The organism is Caballeronia catudaia, from assembly GCF_001544755.2.
In the GTDB taxonomy this organism is placed as follows: domain Bacteria; phylum Pseudomonadota; class Gammaproteobacteria; order Burkholderiales; family Burkholderiaceae; genus Caballeronia; species Caballeronia catudaia.
This window is the reverse complement of sequence record NZ_FCOF02000003.1, coordinates 148317-164173: the sequence shown is the minus strand read 5'-3', so window position 1 is coordinate 164173 and position 15857 is coordinate 148317. Positions and strand designations below refer to the sequence as shown.

Here is a 15857-nt window from a genome sequence, read left to right as displayed (position 1 = left end):
TTTGCATGCATTGAACCGCATCGAATAACGCATGCAGCATTCAATTCAAGGAGGCGCTGTGGCCGAGCCATCCATTCTGATCGAGCGCGACGGCGATATCGCGACGGTCGTCATCGACCGGCCCGAGAAGCTCAACGCGATGACGAAGTATCTCTGGCGCTCGCTGGGCGACACCATCGAGACGCTGTCCGGCGACGATTCGCTGCGCTGCATCGTGCTGCGCGGCGCGGGCGAGAAGGCGTTCTCGCCGGGCAACGACATCGGAGAGTTCCGCACGGATCGCGCCAATGTCGAGCAGGCGCGTGCCTACGGCGCGATCATGCATCGCACTTTGCATGCATTACGCGAATGCCGCCATCCGATCGTCGCGATGATCCACGGCATCTGCGTCGGCGGCGGCCTCGAAATCGCGGCGATGTGCGATCTGCGCATCTGCGCTGAATCGAGCCGCTTCGGCGTGCCCATCAAGAACCTCGGCCTCGTCATGGCGCATGCCGAAATGGAAGGTCTCGTGCGTCTCGCGGGGCCCGCCGCCGCGCTCGAGATTCTTCTCGAAGGACGCATCTTCGACGCGCGGGAAGCGCTTGCGAAAGGACTCGTCACGCGCGTCGTCGCAGACGGCGAAGTCACCGCGCATGCTTACGAAACCGCGCGGCGCATCGCGGACGGCGCGCCGCTCGTCGCGCGCTGGCACAAGCAGTTCGTGGGCCGCGTGATGGAGCCCGCGCCGCTCACCGACGCGGAACGCGACGAAGGCTTCGCCTGCTTTGGCACCGAGGATTTCCGCACGGGCTATCAGGCTTTCCTCGACAAGATCAAACCGCAATTCAAGGGACGTTGACATGACAGACATGAAACCAGGCGCGGGACCGCTTGCAGGCATGCGCGTGATCGAACTCGCGCACATCATGTCCGGGCCCATCTGCGGGATGATGCTCGCCGACATGGGCGCCGATGTGATCAAGGTCGAAAAGATCCCCAATGGCGACGATTGCAGGCGTTTCGCACCGATTCTCGCGAGCGGCGAATCGGCATCGTTCATGATCGTGAACCGCAACAAGCGGGGCATCGCGCTCAACCTGAAGACCGCAGGCGGCAAGGAAGTGCTGAGGAAGATGCTCGCGAGCGCGGACGTCGTGACGGAAAACTATCGGCGCGGCACGATGGAAAAGCTCGGCATGGGCTACGAAAGCCTCAAGGCGATGAACCCCGGCCTCATTTACTGTGCGATATCGGGTTATGGCCGCAGCGGGCCGATGGCCGACAAGGGCGGCTTCGATCTGATCGCGCAAGGCTTGAGCGGCCTGATGAGCATGACGGGCGAGCCGGGGCAGGCGCCGATCAAGGCGGGTTCTCCCGTCACCGATATCAACGCGGGGATTCTGGCGGCGCTCGGCATCAGCGCGGCCTATGCGCGCAAGCAGGCGACTGGCCTTGGCCAGATGGTCGATACGTCGCTCTTCGAAGCCGGCCTGCAGCAAATGTACTGGGCCTTCGCGAACTACTTCGCCGACGGCACCGTATTGCCGAAAGCGGGCTCCGCGAATCCGACGAGCGCGCCGTATCAGGCGTTTCGCACGCGCGATGGCTGGGTCAATATCGGCGCGGCGAATCAGAGCAACTACGAGCGTCTCGTCGGCGTGTTGAACATTCCCGGTATCGCCGATGACCAGCGCTTTCAGACGAACGCGGGCCGCCTGAAGCATCGCGAGGCGCTGGTCGAGATCCTGAGCGCGCGGCTCGCCGAGCGCACCACGGACGAGTGGCTCGCGAGCTTCGACGAGATCGGCCTTCCGAGCGGCGCGGTGCTTGGCGTGCCCGAGGCGTCGTCGCACGAGCAGGCGATCGCGCGGGGGATGATCGTGGAGACGGCGCATCCGCTCGCGGGCCCGATGCGCGGCATCGGCTTGCCGATTCACTTCTCCGAGGGATGCACGAAGGCCTCACGTCCCGCGCCGCTTCTCGGGCAGCACACCGGCGAAGTCCTCGGCGAGTACGGCTTCGACGACGCGCGCATCCAGGCGCTCAAGGACGAAGGCGCGATTCTCGAAACCGAGGTTCCGGCGTGACGTCGACGGGCGAGCGGATGGTTTTATGCATTCGTCATGCAAAATGCGGCGCTATGATCGATGCCTGATTCCACTTCATCGCCACGATTCGCCATGACGCTCGCACCTCCTCCCGCCGCCCGAGTGGGCGACACGCTCGCATCCGTCGCCACGCCTTCCCTGACGCTCGACCTCGACGCGTTCGACGCCAATCTTGCGGCGATGTCCGCGTTCGCGGCGCGACATGGCGTCGCCTTGCGGCCGCATGCCAAGGCGCACAAGTCCAGCGAGATCGCGAAGCGTCAGATCGAAGCGGGCGCGGTCGGCGTGTGTTGCCAGAAGCTGTCGGAGGCCTATCCATTCGCGGCGGCGGGCATTGCGAGCATTCATGTGAGCAACGAGTTCGTCGGCGCGGACAAGCTGGCGATGGCCGTCGAACTCGCATCCCATGTGCGGCTGTCGGTGTGCGTGGATGCGTTGCCGCAAGTGCGGGCACTCGGCGAAGCGGCCGCGCGCGCCGGCGTGACGATCGACGTCCTGCCCGAAATCGACGCCGGTCAGCATCGCTGCGGCGTGACGAGCGAAGACGCGCTGCTTGCACTCGTCGATGGCATCGCCGCGCAAAACGCGTTGAGGCTCGCGGGCATTCAGGCTTATCACGGCGGCATCCAGCATGTGGCCGACTGGAGTGCGCGCAAGACCGAAGCGCAGCGCGCCGCGGACATTGCCGCACGCTATGTCCGCGCGCTCGATGCACGCGGCGTGCGTTGCGCCATCGTGACGGGCGGCGGCACCGGCACCGTCGAATTCGATGCAGCCAGCGGCGTCTTCACCGAACTGCAACCCGGCTCGTATCTCTTCATGGACGGCGACTACGGCGGCATTGGCTGGAGCGGCGAACTGCGCTGGCGTCATAGCCTTTTCGTGCTGTCGACGGTCATGAGCGCGACGCGTCCCGGCATGGCCGTATGCGATGCAGGTCTCAAAGGTCTCGCGGTCGATTCGGGCTTGCCGCGCAGCGCGCATTGGCTCGATGCGAGTATCGAGGCCGCGTTGACTTATGTGTCCGCAAACGACGAGCACGGCATGCTGCAAGCGCAGCACGCGCCCGACGACGACTTCGCGCGGCTCGTCGGCCAACGTCTCCTGTTGCCGCCGGGACATTGCGATCCGACCGTGAATCTCTACGACGAATACGTGTGCTATCGCGGCGAGCGCGTGACGGACATATGGCCGATCGACGCGCGCGGTCTCTCGCGTTAGGCAGACTGTTCCTTGAGCGGATAGATCGTCGCGATCAACGCATCGAGATCCGCGACGATCAACCCGACGACGAACTGCGCCACTTGCTGCGCGCCGTGCGTCGGCTCTTGCGCCGTGAGCATGGCCTTCAACTCGCCCGCCGAAGAACGCACGCGCGCGAGCTTCGCATCGTCCTGACGATTCGAGGCGAGCACGCTCGCGAGCGCCTCGAACAAGGCCTGTAGCTCGCGACCCGTCGCGCCGAGCCGTGCCGCGCAGGCATCGCGGTCCGGGCGCGATACCGCCTTTGCAAGAAACAGCGCATCGCTATGCAGACGCCGCAGAAAGGGCGCGGCCTTGTCGATGGCGTCCGAGCGGCGATTCTGCACGAGCACGATGATGTGTTCGCGCTCGGCCTCCTTCAACGCGTCGTCGAGTGCTTTCTGCGCGTCCGTGCTTTGCGTTTCGAGGCGCTGTGCGCGGGCATCGTCGTGATCGCCCGACAGGTACAGCCCGATCAACTGGCCGAGGCTCCTCAACGTATCCGCGACGCTGCGATGCGCGGCGTCGAGCGCACGATTCGGCCACAGCGCCGACACGACGAACGACGATGCCGCGCCGATCAATATCTCCAGCACGCGATGCATCGGCCGTTCGTATGGCGAGCCCGGACTCGCGGGAATCAGCACGACGATCACGAGCGTCACGCACGCGAGCCTGAACGCAGGCCGCTTCGCACTCAACGCGGCAAGCGGCAGGAGAGCGATGGTGAAGACCGCGAGCGGCGCCGCGCCGTGCTGCATCGCAACGATGCCGAGCACGCCGGCGACCGCGCCGATGAATGCGCCGATGATCTGATCGCGCGCGGTATCGACGGCTTGCGTGAGGCTCGGCTGCGTCACGATCACGAGCGTCGTGATGAGCGCCCAGTATCCTTCGGGCAGCGCGGCGAGGCGGGCGGCGCCGTAACTGATGGCGCAACTCATCAGGGTGCGCAGGAGCCGTCTGGCTTCGGGTGCGCCGAAGAAGGCGTGCAGGCGGCGTCGAGTGCGAATGATCGCTGTCATGCGGTCTCTTTCGATGCTGAAACGGAAGGGGTAGCGACGGCGCGACACGCGCGCGCACTGCATTATGCCAATGCAGTGCAAGGCGAGATGGAAGACGGGGAATCAGCGGAAGAAAGGAACAAGAGAAACAAGGCGGTGCGCATGTTCTCGCTTGCAGAACACGCGTACCGCCCTGGTATCGCGAACAACCGAAGTCTCGACGAAACGTCAGGGTGTGTCGTCAGGTAAGCATCGGCACCGCTTCGATCAGCGCAAGCCCGAGTAACGCCCCGAGGGTCGCGCCGATGAGCTTCGGATGCCAGCGGTCCAGATGCAGCGCCGTGAGCAGCGCGCCGATCAGGACGACGCCTAGCAAAGCGAAAACGACGACCAGATAGCCGATTTCGAACTCGTTATTGATAAGCACGACGTTGGCCTCCCGCCGGCTTGAAACCGGCTGACTTGCGCATTGCGCCGCGCTGCGGCATACATCGCGATCCGCGCGCGCGGCAATTCAATTATATGTCACGTTGTGATGTATTCAAGTCGTTAAACCGGCGTACGGATCGCGCACTTAACGGCCCGGCCCGGCGTTGAGCGGCAAGGTCGAGGCGCGCGCGCTGTCGGCGGTCATCTTCGATGCGCTCGGCTTGTAACCGTTCGACAGCAGCAGGAAGGCCATGATGTCGGCGTAGTCCTGATCCTTGAGCTTGCCCGGACGATCGGCGGGCATGTTGGTGGCCATGTAGTTGAAGATGCCGCCGACCGTCAGATGAGAATTCGATGCCGGTGCGAACGAAGGTCCTTGCAACGCGGGCGCCGTCACACCCTGAAGCTGCGCGCCGTGACACTTCGCGCACGCGCTCGAATAGAGCGTCTTGCCGTGCGTCGTCTGCGCCTGTTCGAACGAGGGAGGCGTGACGCTTCCTTCGTTCGCGACCTTGATGACGCGGCCCGCGCGCGCAGCGTTCATATCCGCGAGGACGACGCCATCGGGCGTGCTGCGACGGCGTGCAGTCGAAGCAGTCTGCGCGGGCAGAAGCCATTGCTTCGTCAATGCCTGCAGGCGGCCATCGTTGCTCATGGACGCGAGCGCATCGTCGATGCGCGCGCGCAACGCAGCGGTTTTATCGCCGAATGCGAACGTCAGTTGCCACTCCGCATACGGCGAGTGGGTGGCCGCCACCGCGAAGCTGCGCGCGGGATGCGCGATGCGATATGCGACGACCGCGGGATACCAGACGATCGCGCGTTGCGCACGTCCGTTCGCGACCGCTTCGACCGTCGCCGCCGATGTGTTTTCGAGATCGAGCGTCACGTCGGACTCTTGCACGGCGATCAGTTGCGCGGGACTCGCATAGGTCGCGGCGATCGTGCGCTTTGCGGCGTCCTTCAAGTCGGCGCCGGGCGCTTCGATGCTCACATAGCCCGCGCGCAGATAGCCGCGCGAGAAGCGCATCTTGCCGCCGGATGCATCGGCGACGGCGGAGCGCGGAAAACCCGCGATCACATCGCAATTGCGTGCGAGTGTCTTGTCGAGTTCCTTGAGCGATACGCCATCGTCGTCACCCTCACCGATACCGTTCGCAACGAACGTCGCCGCGATATTGGCACGCGCGAAGACGGCCTGCGCGACGCTGCGATCCAGCGCCGCCGACGGACTGCCGGGAAACGTGCAGATTCTCACGGCGGCTTCGGATGGCGAAGGCGTGAGCGCGACGCATGCGGCAAGCATGCTCGCCGCGCGAAGGGAGTTGAATGAATGATTCATGTCTATGCGTCCGATGATGTCGATAAACTCCGCGAACGCGCGCTAAAACGTGCTCGCGGTTCGATCAGAGGTTTTCAGGTGCGATTGAGCGCGAACACATAGAGCGTGCCGCCGCGCGGCACCTTGTCCGCTGCCTTCGCCATCGGTCCGCCCCAGATCGGGTTCGCGCCGCCATAACCCGCAAGAATTGCTACGTATTCCTTGCCGTCGATCTCATAGACCGAAGGCTGAGCGATGATGCCGCTCGCGAGCTTGGGGCTTTGCCACAGGACCTTGCCGCTCTTTTCATCGAACGCGTAGAGATGACCATCGAGCGAGCCGCTGAATGCGAGGCCGCCCGCCGTCGTTGCGACGCCGCCGTTCCAGGGCAGCTTCGTCCAGTGGCTCCAGACCTTCTTGCCCGTATCGACGTCGATCGCCTGCAGTTCACCGTAGCCCTTGCTGTTCGGCTCGGGCTTGATCTCGAAGCCTTCGCCGAGATAGGGCAGACCTTCCATGTACGTCACCGACTTGCCCGAGAGGGACATGCACGCATGCAGCGCCGGCACGATCGCAAGACGCTTTTCCGGATCGTATGAAACAGACCACCAGTTCTTGCCGCCCAAAAAACTCGGGCATGTGTCGATGGTGGTGCCCGTCTTCGGATACTTGGAGGCATCCTGAATCGGCTTGCCATCGTCCGTATAGCCCGTGACCGATGTCGCGGTGACGAACGGGCGCGCATAGATCAGCTTGCCGTTGCTGCGGTCGATCGCATGAAAGAAGCCGTTGCGGTCCGCATGAATGATCGCGTCGTACTCCTTGCCCTGGTACTTGATGTTCGCGAGCACGGGCGTATTGACGCCGTCATAGTCCCACGTGTCGTGCGACGTGTATTGATAGTGCCACTTGAGATCGCCGGTCTTCGGATCGAGCGCGAGCAGCGAATCGGAATAGAGATTGTCGCCGGGGCGAAGATCGGCAAGCCAAGGCCCCGGATTGCCGACGCCCCAGTAGAGCGTCTTGCTCTTCGCGTCATAGGTGCCGGTGAGCCACGCGGGCGCGCCGCCATGATCCTGCATGCCATCGGGCCACGTGTTGCCGCCGGGCTCCTTCGCACCGGGCACGGTATAGCGCTTCCACAGCACCTTGCCGTCATTCGGATCGAGTGCCGCGATGAAGCCGCGCGCGCCGTACTCGCCGCCCGAGCTGCCGACGACGAGCGCGCCATCGAGCGCGAGCGGCGCAAGCGAGAACGCGTAGCCTACGCCCGGATCGAACATCGCTTTCTTCCATACGAGCGCGCCCGTTTGCGCATCGAGCGCGGCCACTTCGCCGTTCAGCATCGCGACATAGACGTTCTTGCCGTATAACGCGACACCGCGATTGACCACGTCGCAACACGCGGTCTTGAACGATCGCGCATCGAGATTCGGTTCATATTTCCAGAGCTGCTTGCCCGTTGCGGCATCGAAGGCATAGACATTGTCCTTTGGCGTCGTCACGAAGAGAAAGCGTCCGTTGACGATGGGCGTCGCTTCGAAGCCTTGCTGCAGATCCTTCGGAAATTTGTAGCTCCACACCTGCTTCAGGCCCTTCACGTTGCCGGTGTCGATCTGCTTGAGCGGCGAGTGTGCATGACCGTTATACGTGCGGTAGTACGTGAGCCAGCCCGGATCGTCTTGGGCGCTCGTGAGACGTTCATAGCTGACATCCGGATACTGCGCCGGCGTGCTGCCTGCCGCGATGGCCTGATGTTGCGCCACGCCGAATGCCGCAACGGCGCCTGCTGCAAGCGCCGCGATGCGCATGGCCGGACTGAAGCGAGTCTTCATCGTTGTCTCCTGGGTATTGTCGGTACGACGTATTCCTGAATCTCGATAGCAATGCGAAACGGTAGCGACTTCATCAAGGCAAGTCATGTGCCATTCACGATTCATGCGCGCGTGCGCCTTGCCGCATGCGGATCTCATGCGCCAAGTGATGCATGCGAGCGCCCTATGACGTTCATGCCGGTGTGTTGCATCGTGGAGCAGTGGGACGTTGGGCGTGTTGCCCGATGTGACAACGCGCTTCAGTCGAGCCAGCCGAGACGGCGCGCTTCTTCGATGAAGCGATACACATCCGCCGCAAGTCCCGACATGTCGAAGCGCGCTTCGATCTCGCCGATGATGTGGTCGAGCTCGCGCGTGCCATCGCAGCGTGCGAGTATCTCGCCCGCGCTGCGGTTCAGTTCGACGCTGCCGTGGGGATGCACGATCTCGCACGAGCGCATATCCGCGTGCCAATGCAGCTTCAATGGCGCGCGCAGACTCGGGCGCGTGGGCGCGCCCGCACGTGCGGTCGTTGTGTCCATGTGGAGCAGGGGAGGAGAGTGCAAGCCCGAATGCCGCGAGGCATCCGGGCCTCGGTCACCGACGCATCAGCGCGTGGCGATATACATCGTGATCTCGAAGCCGAAGCGCAGATCGGTGAAGGCAGGCGTCGTCCATTGCATGTTCATCTCCTGGGTGATGTTCGAGTGAGATCGCGAACGGTTCGCAATCGGACGTCGAAAATGCAAGCTCCGTGCCTTCGCTGAAAGGACCGTGCATGTGCACGCTTCTGGCTTTCAGATTGGTTTCGAAGGAGCGCTACCGCCGTGTCTCTTCGGTGCACAGGTGTATCGAAGTGGAACACTGCACGGAACAACTCATTGCTCCATCGATGAACAGACGGGCATCTTGCGATAGATCGTATTGCGGGAAACCCCTAAAGCACGCGCGGCCGCGGATACATTGCCGCGATGACGCGCGAGCGCCGCAGCGATCACGGATGCCGTGACTTCCTGCAGACGCCCCGAAGCGAGCGCGGATGAAGCGCATGCTTCGGACAGGTTCTGCGCATCGATGCGGGGTTCGTCGAAGAAGTCGTCCGGAAGATGCTCGCGGCGAATGCAACCGTCGTCGTCCACCATCGCGGCGGCGGTGCGCAGCAGATTGCACAGTTGCCGGAAATTGCCGGGCCACGCGTAGCGCTCGAAGAGCGCCATCACTTCGTCGTCGATGGACAGGCGCATGCCGCACGTTTCATCGACGCTCACGGCGTGCAGCATCTTCGTGATCACGGCCGCGAGGTCGGTGCGCTCGCGCAACGGCGGCAGCTTCACGACGAGCCCGTTCAAGCGGTAATACAGGTCCTCGCGAAAGCGGTTCTGCTCGATCATCTCGCGCAAGTTGCGATGCGTCGCGCAAATGATGGCGACATCGACCGGTATCGATTTGCTCGAACCGAGCGGATCGACGACGCGTTCCTGCAATACGCGCAAGAGGCGCACTTGCAGCGGATAGGGCATGTCGCCGATTTCGTCGAGAAAAAGCGTGCCGCCGTTCGCCTGCAATAACTTGCCGGCCGCGCCCTTGCGCCGTGCGCCCGTGAACGCGCCTTCCTCGTAACCGAAGAGTTCCGATTCGATCAGGTTCTCCGGAATCGATGCGCAATTCACCGCGACGAACGGCCCCGCGCGGCGCGGCGAGTCGCCGTGGATGGCTTGCGCGAGCAGTTCCTTGCCCGTACCGGTTTCCCCCGTGATGAGGATCGGTATGCCCTTGCCGATGACCTTGCGCACCTTGCCGATCACGGCGGCCACTTTCGGGTCGCCCGTGTCGAGTGCCGCGAGCTTCGACGATGCATCGATCGCAGCCGATACACGCGGCGCAGACCTGACCGTTGCCGGAGCAGACGTCATCTCGGCGATCGGCGCGCGGTTCAGGCGCACGCGCGCGCATACGACGGTTCCGTTGTTCAGATCGAGGGTGATATGCGGCGCGCGGCACGAACGCGAACGATCGATCAGTTGCGCGCTCGTCAATCCGAATAGCGATGAGAGCGTATGCGCGCGCAATGCCGAGAGCGGCAGGCCGAATTGGAACTGCGCGCTGCGATTGGCCGAGAGAAAACGCCCATCGCACGTAAAGGCCATGATGCCTTCCATCAACGTGCCGAGGAATTCGTGCCGGCCATGAAACGCGATTTGCAACATCCCCTGAAAAGCGCTGGAAAACAGATGGTTTTCGATCATCTGCACGGACATGCGCGCGAGCGCCATCGTGTGGCGATGGTAGCTGCGATGATCGCCCGTTACATCGAGCACGCCGATCAGATCGCCGTAGGGATCGAGAATCGGCACGCTGGAGCATGTGAGAAAACGGTTCGCGGCGAGATAGTGCTGGTCGCCATGCACGACCGTGGCCGTGCGTTCCGCGATAGCCGTGCCGATCGCGTTGGTTCCTTGCCGTTCCTCGGCCCAGTTCGCGCCGGCCCTGAGAGCGACCTTCTCCGCTCGCGCGAGGAAGTCGTCATCGCCCGTCGAATGAAGGATGAGTCCTTGCGCATCCGTCAGCACGATCATGCTTTGCGTATTGACGATCTGGTCGCGCAACGTTTCCATCACCGGTGTGGCGTGCGCGCAAAGCACGCGGTTCTGTTCGAGCTTGAGCAGGAGTTCGCCTTCGGTCAGCACATCGTAGTCGGGTCGCGTCGACGCGTTCAGGCCGAACGTCTCCGAGCGCTCATGCGCCTGGCGGATCGAGGGAATGAGCCAGCCGTTCTCTCGTTCATCCTGGGAAGCCGCGGTTTCGCGGATATCGTCTTGCATCGTCTCCTCCGTGTGCAAGTGCCGGTCGTATCGCCGGACATCTGAGCGCGGACAGGAGCAAGTCCTGCGCCAAGGAGTGAGACGAAGGCGGTGTGTCGGCAAAACGAAAGGCTGCGCGCGTCGTGATCCTTTGCATCAAAAATGGCAGATGGCGTTTTGCGTTATGCGTTTTGCATGCTGAATCACAAACCGGTCCTGCCCGCCATGAGCACGAGACGCAGGCCGAGCGCAGTGATCACGCTCGCGGCGATGCGGTCGATCCACTTCTTCGCGCGCAGATACATTTCGCGCGGACGCTCGCTGGAGAAACCCAGCGCGACGATGGTGTACCAGCCGGTCTCGATGGCGAAGACCATCGGCGGCAACACGATGTAGCACCACAGCGGAGGATGTTGCGGCAAGAGCGCGGCGAAGATGCTGCCGTACCAGATCGCGGTTTTCGGATTGCTCAATTGCGTCGTAAGCCCGAGCCAGAACGATTTGCGTGCGCTTCTCGTGAGCACGGGTGCATCGTCTCGAGCCGGCATGTGCATCGGCTGCGCGGCGCCGCGCCAGATTTTCGATGCGATATAGATCAGATAGAGGCCGCCCGCAATCTTCAGTCCGATGTAGAGCCATTCGACGGCGACGAGCAGCGTGTAGAGCCCCGCGAGCGCGAGGCCGCCGAAGAAGATACCGCCCACGCCCATGCCGAGCGCGGTCGCGAGACCATCGGCGCGCGATATGCCGATGGCGTTGCGCGCCACGATCACGAAGCTCGGTCCGGGGATCATCGCGCCCAGCAGCAGGGAGAAAAGAATGGCGAGTACGGCGTGGGATGCGGTCATCGGCTTGTCTCCTTCGGAAGGCGTTTTGGATGCGAAATGCAACCGGCGCGATTGCATGCATGATACGGCGCGCTACGCGCCGCCGCTCGCGACGCTGTTTTCGTGGATCGCGCGATTGCGTCCGGCGCGTTTGGCGAGATAGAGCGCGGAATCGGCGCCGTTGAGCAGCTTGAGCGCGTTGTCGGCGAGGCGCGGCGAGGTCGTCGCGCAGCCGATGCTGATGGTCAGCACGCCCTTGGGCGCGGCGCTGTTCGCGATGGCGAGTCCTTCCACTTTCAGCCTCAGGCGTTCCGCGAACGTGAACGCGCCGTTCGCGGCGGTGCCTGGCAGCACGACGACGAATTCCTCGCCGCCATAGCGCGCGACGATATCGCCGGGACGCTTTGCGGAATTCTGTATGCAATCGGCCACCGTGGTGAGCGCATCGTCGCCCATCGCGTGACCGTACGTGTCGTTATAGAGCTTGAAGTAATCGACGTCGACGAACAGTGCGGAAAGCGGCTGATCGGCGCGGCGTGCACGCCGCCATTCCTCGTCGAGCCGGCGGTCGAGCGCGCGGCGATTGCACAGCCCGGTGAGCGCATCGGTGCCCGCGAGCCGTTGCAGCTTTTCCTGCGCGATCGCACGCGAGCGCAGCGAGATCGCAAGCAGCCAGGAGATGATGACGAAGCCGCCGCCGAACATCAGCGTCAGGCCGCCTATCACGATGCCGCGCTGGCGCCATGCCGCGAGCACGTCGTTTTCGGCGGGTGCGACGGCCGCGATCAGATGCGTGCCCGGCACGCGCTGGAAGGTATAGAGCCGCCGCACGCCGTCGATTGGCGAACTCGAGATATAAGAACCGGAGGGTGCGTCCTTCATCAGGGCGAAGCTCGGCGACTTCGCGACGTATCCCGCTTCGTCCGGCCGTAGCGCGGGCTTGCGCGCGATCATCACGCCGTCCTGCTGCACGATGAACACCGAGCCGGACCGGCCGACGTTCACGCGCGAAAGCAGGCTGTCGAAGTAGGCGACGTTCAACGCGATGACGGCGACGCCCGCGAACGAGCCATCCGGTGCATCGATGCGCCGGCTCATCGCGAGCGAGGTCACACCCTTGCGCAACCGCGACGCATAGGGTCCGGAGATGAACAGGCCCGCGTCGCGTTGTCCGGCGTGAATCTTGAAGTAATCGCGATCGTCGAAGAGCAGATCGGCATGCTGCGAAGGATCGCGTTCGAGAACGATACGTCCTTCGCGATTCATCACGAACGCGCCGCCGACATAGTTCATGCCGGTCGCGCCATCGAAAACGACGAGCTTGCGCAGATCCGGCGGGAGCGCCATCACGGCGGGATTTTGCACGCCGCTCACGATGGTGCGTAGCGACAGGTCGCTCGCTTCGACGTTGCGCGCGATATCGGCGCTCAGGGTGGCGACCAGATTGGCCGATGCGAAATGCGCGTTCTGCAGCGCTTGTGCGCGTCCTTGCCAGAGCGCGGCGAACGACAGCGCGGCCATGGATATGGCGATGGCGGTGCCGAGAAGTCCGGCGAGCACCGGAAATCGCGAGAAGGACTCGGCGAAACGCATTGCAGCGGTGCTGTTGCGTCGCAACAGCCGGCGACTGACCACGCGTCCGGTCTTGCGAACGGCATTCAATCTGGCGGGCATTCAGGTTCTCCGCACGGCGCCCTTTCCTTGACGACTGCGTCGGAAACTCCGTGATGGACGGACTGGAAATGACTCTGACGCGCTTTTGATCTGTGTGCCGCGCGTTATCGTATGTCGATTGTAGTCGGTCGCGATCTGTGTTTCAGAACGACCGTTCCGAAGATTCGCTTGTCGGTGATGGCAGGACTCCGTAATATCGTCATCGGATATTGGAGTATCGATCTATTTGACGAGATGCAGCCGTTTCGTGATGATCGTGCCTTCCTTGCGATCGATGAGCCACGCAGCATTGACGCTCCCATTCAACGTCGATGTCCTGCGCGTGATGTCCGTCGGCTCTTCGTCGGTGGGCTCAATGTGTTCGATGTCATCTTCCAGATAGGGCGGCGCGAGCGTGCAGATGAGCACGATGGCGAAGTCGTCGTTGCCGTGCTCGTGATCGAAGCTGGGCAGCATCATGCGGCCCCGAACCGTCGTTTTGATGCCGCCTTGCGGTTGCAACTGGATGACGTCGAAGGTCTGGACGAATCCCTTCGCCTTCGCCTCGGGCGCTACGACGAGCTTGCGGCCGCTTTGCCCTATCACCGTCTGCTTGAGCAGAATGGCGTCCGGATGATCAGGCGCCGCCAGCGACACGTTCACCGTGAGCACCTTTTTCTTCGCCAGATAGCGCACGCCGTATGAAACCGGAATCACGAACGTGAATGTGCGCGCCGCTTGGGCGGGGGTCTGACCCGCGCTCGCGACAGCCGACGCGCCTTGCCGGGATTGACGGAACGGATGCGAGAGAAACGCCCGCACGCGACTCGTGATCGACGACGGCTGTCCCGGCGCCGGATGGCCCGCGAGCGCGTCGCGGACATGCTCGGGATCGTCGCCCGTGAAGTTCGGCGCAAGCACATCGGCGGTCGAGATGTTCTGCCCGGATGCGCCGCTCGCGCCATCAACGGCACTTGCTGCATGGCGGCCAGACGCCGCGGCGGCCAAGGCGGAGACCGTGCCGCACGACAACGCGAAGGTCACACAAAGAACGGCGCCATGCCCACGTTTGAGAAAGAACACCTGCCACTCCTCGCGCATCAAGCGGGGTCACGATGAAGTGGCTATCTTAAAACGAAGCGGATAAATCGGCATCTTGCATGCGTAATGATGAATTCAATCCAAGCGCGCGTATTCATCTATTGCCGCGAGCGACCCGTTCTGTAATTTCGTCGCGGCGCGTACGAGCACTTCGCGAAGAACCGGGTTGCGTGCGAGCGCTGCAGGGAACACGTCGCTCACGGCAAGCAGCGCATCGACGAGGCTTTCCGGCGTGCCGGCGCATTCTGCCGCTTTCGTGAGACGTTCGGCAAGCGGATCGCTGATCGCGTAGCGCGTGCCGTCGTCCGCGCGGCCGCGCAGGAACGTGAACCACGCCGCGACCGCCAGCGCGAGCCGCTCGATCGGCTGACCCGCATCGAGCCGTGCCTCAATGGTCGACAAAATGCGCGGCGGCATCTTCTGGCTGCCGTCCATCGCGATCTGCGCGCAGCGGTGTTTCAACGCCGGGTTCGCATAGCGGTCGAGCAGGGCGTCGCGGTAGGCGGCGAGATCGAACGATGGCGGAACGTCGAGCGTCGGTGCGATTTCGCGCGTCATCATCGCGTGGATGAGCGAGCCGAGCGGCGCGTGGCCAACCGCGTCGCTGATGGTTTCGAATCCCGCGAGCATCGAGAGATAGGCGAGCGCCGAGTGCGTCGCGTTCAGCATGCGCAGCTTGGCGATTTCGAACGGCGCGACATCGTCGACGAGTTGCGCGCCGGCCGTTTCCCACGCCGGGCGTCCGGCCGGAAAGCGATCTTCGATGACCCATTGACGAAACGGCTCGCACGGCACGGGCGCTTCGTCGCGCACGCCGAGCGCGGCTTGCGCGGCTGCGCGGTCGGCTTCCGTGGTGGCGGGGACGATGCGGTCCACCATCGTCGATGGAAATGCGACGTGCGTTTCGATCCACTTGGCGAGCGCCGGGTCGAGCCGGCGCGCGAAAGAGCAGACGGCTTGCCGCAATGCTTCGCCGTTCTGCGAGAGGTTGTCGCACGAGAGAACGGTGAACGGTGGCGTGCCCGCGTGGCGGCGCGCCTTCAACGCGGCGCAGAGGATGCCCGGCACCGTCGAAGGCTCGTCAGGATGCGCGAGATCGTGCGCGACGCCCGGATGAGCGAAGTCGGCGTCGCCGGTCTGCGGATCGCGGCAGTAGCCCTTTTCGGTGACCGTCAACGAGACGATGCGCACGCGCTCGTCGGCAAAGAGTTCGAGGAGACGCGCGCGGTCGAAGGGCATCGCCAGCACTTCGCGCAATGCGCGCACGACCGTCACGCGCTCGCCGTCCGGCCCGCGTTCGACGACGCTGTAAAGCCCGTCCTGCGCCATCAGTGCGTCGCGCTTGCTCACATCGCCTTGCAGCGTGACGCCGCAGATGCCCCAGTCGCCCGGTTGCGCGAGCATCGCCTCTTCCGTGTAGAGCGCTTCATGCGCGCGATGGAAGTTGCCGATGCCCAGATGCACGATGCCGATGGCCGGCTCGCGCCACTCCGGTGACAGGCAGTGCGCTTTGAGCGTGCTCAGCGAAGAACGGGAAAGCATTGATTTCTCAGTCATTTTCGATGGCATTTTGCA

The 15857-nt window shown here is 63.5% G+C and carries 14 protein-coding genes; 3 read left to right on the top strand and 11 right to left on the bottom strand.

Going from position 1 to position 15857, the window contains the following annotated elements; all coding sequences use genetic code 11:
• Window positions 1-31: 31 nt before the first annotated feature.
• The 3 genes from AWB75_RS04640 (at window position 32) to AWB75_RS04630 (ending at window position 3311) form a co-directional block, all read left to right on the top strand.
• Window positions 32-841, top strand: a complete 810-nt coding sequence (locus tag AWB75_RS04640; RefSeq protein ID WP_087086470.1) for an enoyl-CoA hydratase/isomerase family protein — start codon at window positions 32-34, stop codon at window positions 839-841.
• Window positions 842-851: 10 nt separating this feature from the next.
• Complete coding sequence (locus AWB75_RS04635; protein WP_061123048.1) at window positions 852-2069, top strand: CaiB/BaiF CoA transferase family protein; 1218 nt, start codon at window positions 852-854, stop codon at window positions 2067-2069.
• A gap of 93 nt (window positions 2070-2162) precedes the next feature.
• Window positions 2163-3311: a DSD1 family PLP-dependent enzyme gene (locus AWB75_RS04630; RefSeq protein ID WP_061122895.1), complete on the top strand. Its 1149-nt coding sequence runs from the start codon at window positions 2163-2165 to the stop codon at window positions 3309-3311.
• Here the strand turns inward: AWB75_RS04630 and AWB75_RS04625 are convergent.
• The 11 genes from AWB75_RS04625 to AWB75_RS04575 form a co-directional block, all read right to left on the bottom strand.
• Window positions 3308-4357 carry an FUSC family protein gene (locus AWB75_RS04625; RefSeq protein ID WP_061123047.1) on the bottom strand — a complete coding sequence of 350 codons (1050 nt, stop codon included), beginning with the start codon at window positions 4355-4357 and terminating at the stop codon, window positions 3308-3310. The two genes, AWB75_RS04630 and AWB75_RS04625, sit on opposite strands and share 4 nt — an antisense overlap.
• A 220-nt stretch (window positions 4358-4577) precedes the next feature.
• Window positions 4578-4763 (bottom strand): hypothetical protein, encoded by a 186-nt coding sequence (locus AWB75_RS04620; RefSeq protein WP_061122894.1) that lies wholly within the window; start codon window positions 4761-4763, stop codon window positions 4578-4580.
• A gap of 147 nt (window positions 4764-4910) precedes the next feature.
• Window positions 4911-6107 carry a c-type cytochrome gene (locus AWB75_RS04615; RefSeq protein WP_061122893.1) on the bottom strand — a complete coding sequence of 399 codons (1197 nt, stop codon included), beginning with the start codon at window positions 6105-6107 and terminating at the stop codon, window positions 4911-4913.
• A 74-nt stretch (window positions 6108-6181) separates the two neighbouring features.
• On the bottom strand, window positions 6182-7921 hold the full coding sequence (locus AWB75_RS04610) for a methanol/ethanol family PQQ-dependent dehydrogenase (RefSeq protein ID WP_061122892.1): 1740 nt from the start codon (window positions 7919-7921) through the stop codon (window positions 6182-6184).
• Window positions 7922-8160: 239 nt separating this feature from the next.
• On the bottom strand, window positions 8161-8442 hold the full coding sequence (gene pqqD, locus AWB75_RS04605; protein ID WP_061122891.1) for a pyrroloquinoline quinone biosynthesis peptide chaperone PqqD: 282 nt from the start codon (window positions 8440-8442) through the stop codon (window positions 8161-8163).
• A 66-nt stretch (window positions 8443-8508) separates the two neighbouring features.
• On the bottom strand, window positions 8509-8583 hold the full coding sequence (gene pqqA, locus AWB75_RS04600) for a pyrroloquinoline quinone precursor peptide PqqA (RefSeq protein WP_008347847.1): 75 nt from the start codon (window positions 8581-8583) through the stop codon (window positions 8509-8511).
• A gap of 195 nt (window positions 8584-8778) precedes the next feature.
• On the bottom strand, window positions 8779-10722 hold the full coding sequence (locus AWB75_RS04595; RefSeq protein WP_061122890.1) for a sigma-54-dependent Fis family transcriptional regulator: 1944 nt from the start codon (window positions 10720-10722) through the stop codon (window positions 8779-8781).
• A gap of 182 nt (window positions 10723-10904) precedes the next feature.
• On the bottom strand, window positions 10905-11549 hold the full coding sequence (locus AWB75_RS04590; protein ID WP_061123045.1) for a LysE family translocator: 645 nt from the start codon (window positions 11547-11549) through the stop codon (window positions 10905-10907).
• 72 nt (window positions 11550-11621) lie between these two features.
• Window positions 11622-13202: a sensor domain-containing diguanylate cyclase gene (locus tag AWB75_RS04585; RefSeq protein ID WP_235011964.1), complete on the bottom strand. Its 1581-nt coding sequence runs from the start codon at window positions 13200-13202 to the stop codon at window positions 11622-11624.
• Between the two features lie 222 nt (window positions 13203-13424).
• Window positions 13425-14264 carry a hypothetical protein gene (locus AWB75_RS04580; RefSeq protein WP_061123044.1) on the bottom strand — a complete coding sequence of 280 codons (840 nt, stop codon included), beginning with the start codon at window positions 14262-14264 and terminating at the stop codon, window positions 13425-13427.
• A 93-nt stretch (window positions 14265-14357) separates the two neighbouring features.
• A complete protein-coding gene (locus tag AWB75_RS04575) occupies window positions 14358-15824 on the bottom strand; it encodes a mannitol dehydrogenase family protein (RefSeq protein WP_087086469.1) in 1467 nt (488 codons plus the stop codon).
• Window positions 15825-15857: the final 33 nt, after the last annotated feature.

What these genes read in the sequence shown, in the direction of transcription:
- AWB75_RS04640 (WP_087086470.1), top strand. Translation starts at nt 32, where the DNA reads ATGCAGCATTCAATTCAAGGAGGCGCTGTGGCCGAGCCATCCATTCTG.
- AWB75_RS04635 (WP_061123048.1), top strand. Translation starts at nt 852, where the DNA reads ATGAAACCAGGCGCGGGACCGCTTGCAGGCATGCGCGTGATCGAACTC.
- AWB75_RS04630 (WP_061122895.1), top strand. Translation starts at nt 2,163, where the DNA reads ATGACGCTCGCACCTCCTCCCGCCGCCCGAGTGGGCGACACGCTCGCA.
- AWB75_RS04625 (WP_061123047.1), bottom strand. Translation starts at nt 4,357, where the DNA reads ATGACAGCGATCATTCGCACTCGACGCCGCCTGCACGCCTTCTTCGGC.
- AWB75_RS04615 (WP_061122893.1), bottom strand. Translation starts at nt 6,107, where the DNA reads ATGAATCATTCATTCAACTCCCTTCGCGCGGCGAGCATGCTTGCCGCA.
- AWB75_RS04610 (WP_061122892.1), bottom strand. Translation starts at nt 7,921, where the DNA reads ATGAAGACTCGCTTCAGTCCGGCCATGCGCATCGCGGCGCTTGCAGCA.
- pqqD (WP_061122891.1), bottom strand. Translation starts at nt 8,442, where the DNA reads ATGGACACAACGACCGCACGTGCGGGCGCGCCCACGCGCCCGAGTCTG.
- AWB75_RS04595 (WP_061122890.1), bottom strand. Translation starts at nt 10,722, where the DNA reads ATGCAAGACGATATCCGCGAAACCGCGGCTTCCCAGGATGAACGAGAG.
- AWB75_RS04590 (WP_061123045.1), bottom strand. Translation starts at nt 11,549, where the DNA reads ATGACCGCATCCCACGCCGTACTCGCCATTCTTTTCTCCCTGCTGCTG.
- AWB75_RS04585 (WP_235011964.1), bottom strand. Translation starts at nt 13,202, where the DNA reads ATGCCCGCCAGATTGAATGCCGTTCGCAAGACCGGACGCGTGGTCAGT.
- AWB75_RS04575 (WP_087086469.1), bottom strand. Translation starts at nt 15,824, where the DNA reads ATGCTTTCCCGTTCTTCGCTGAGCACGCTCAAAGCGCACTGCCTGTCA.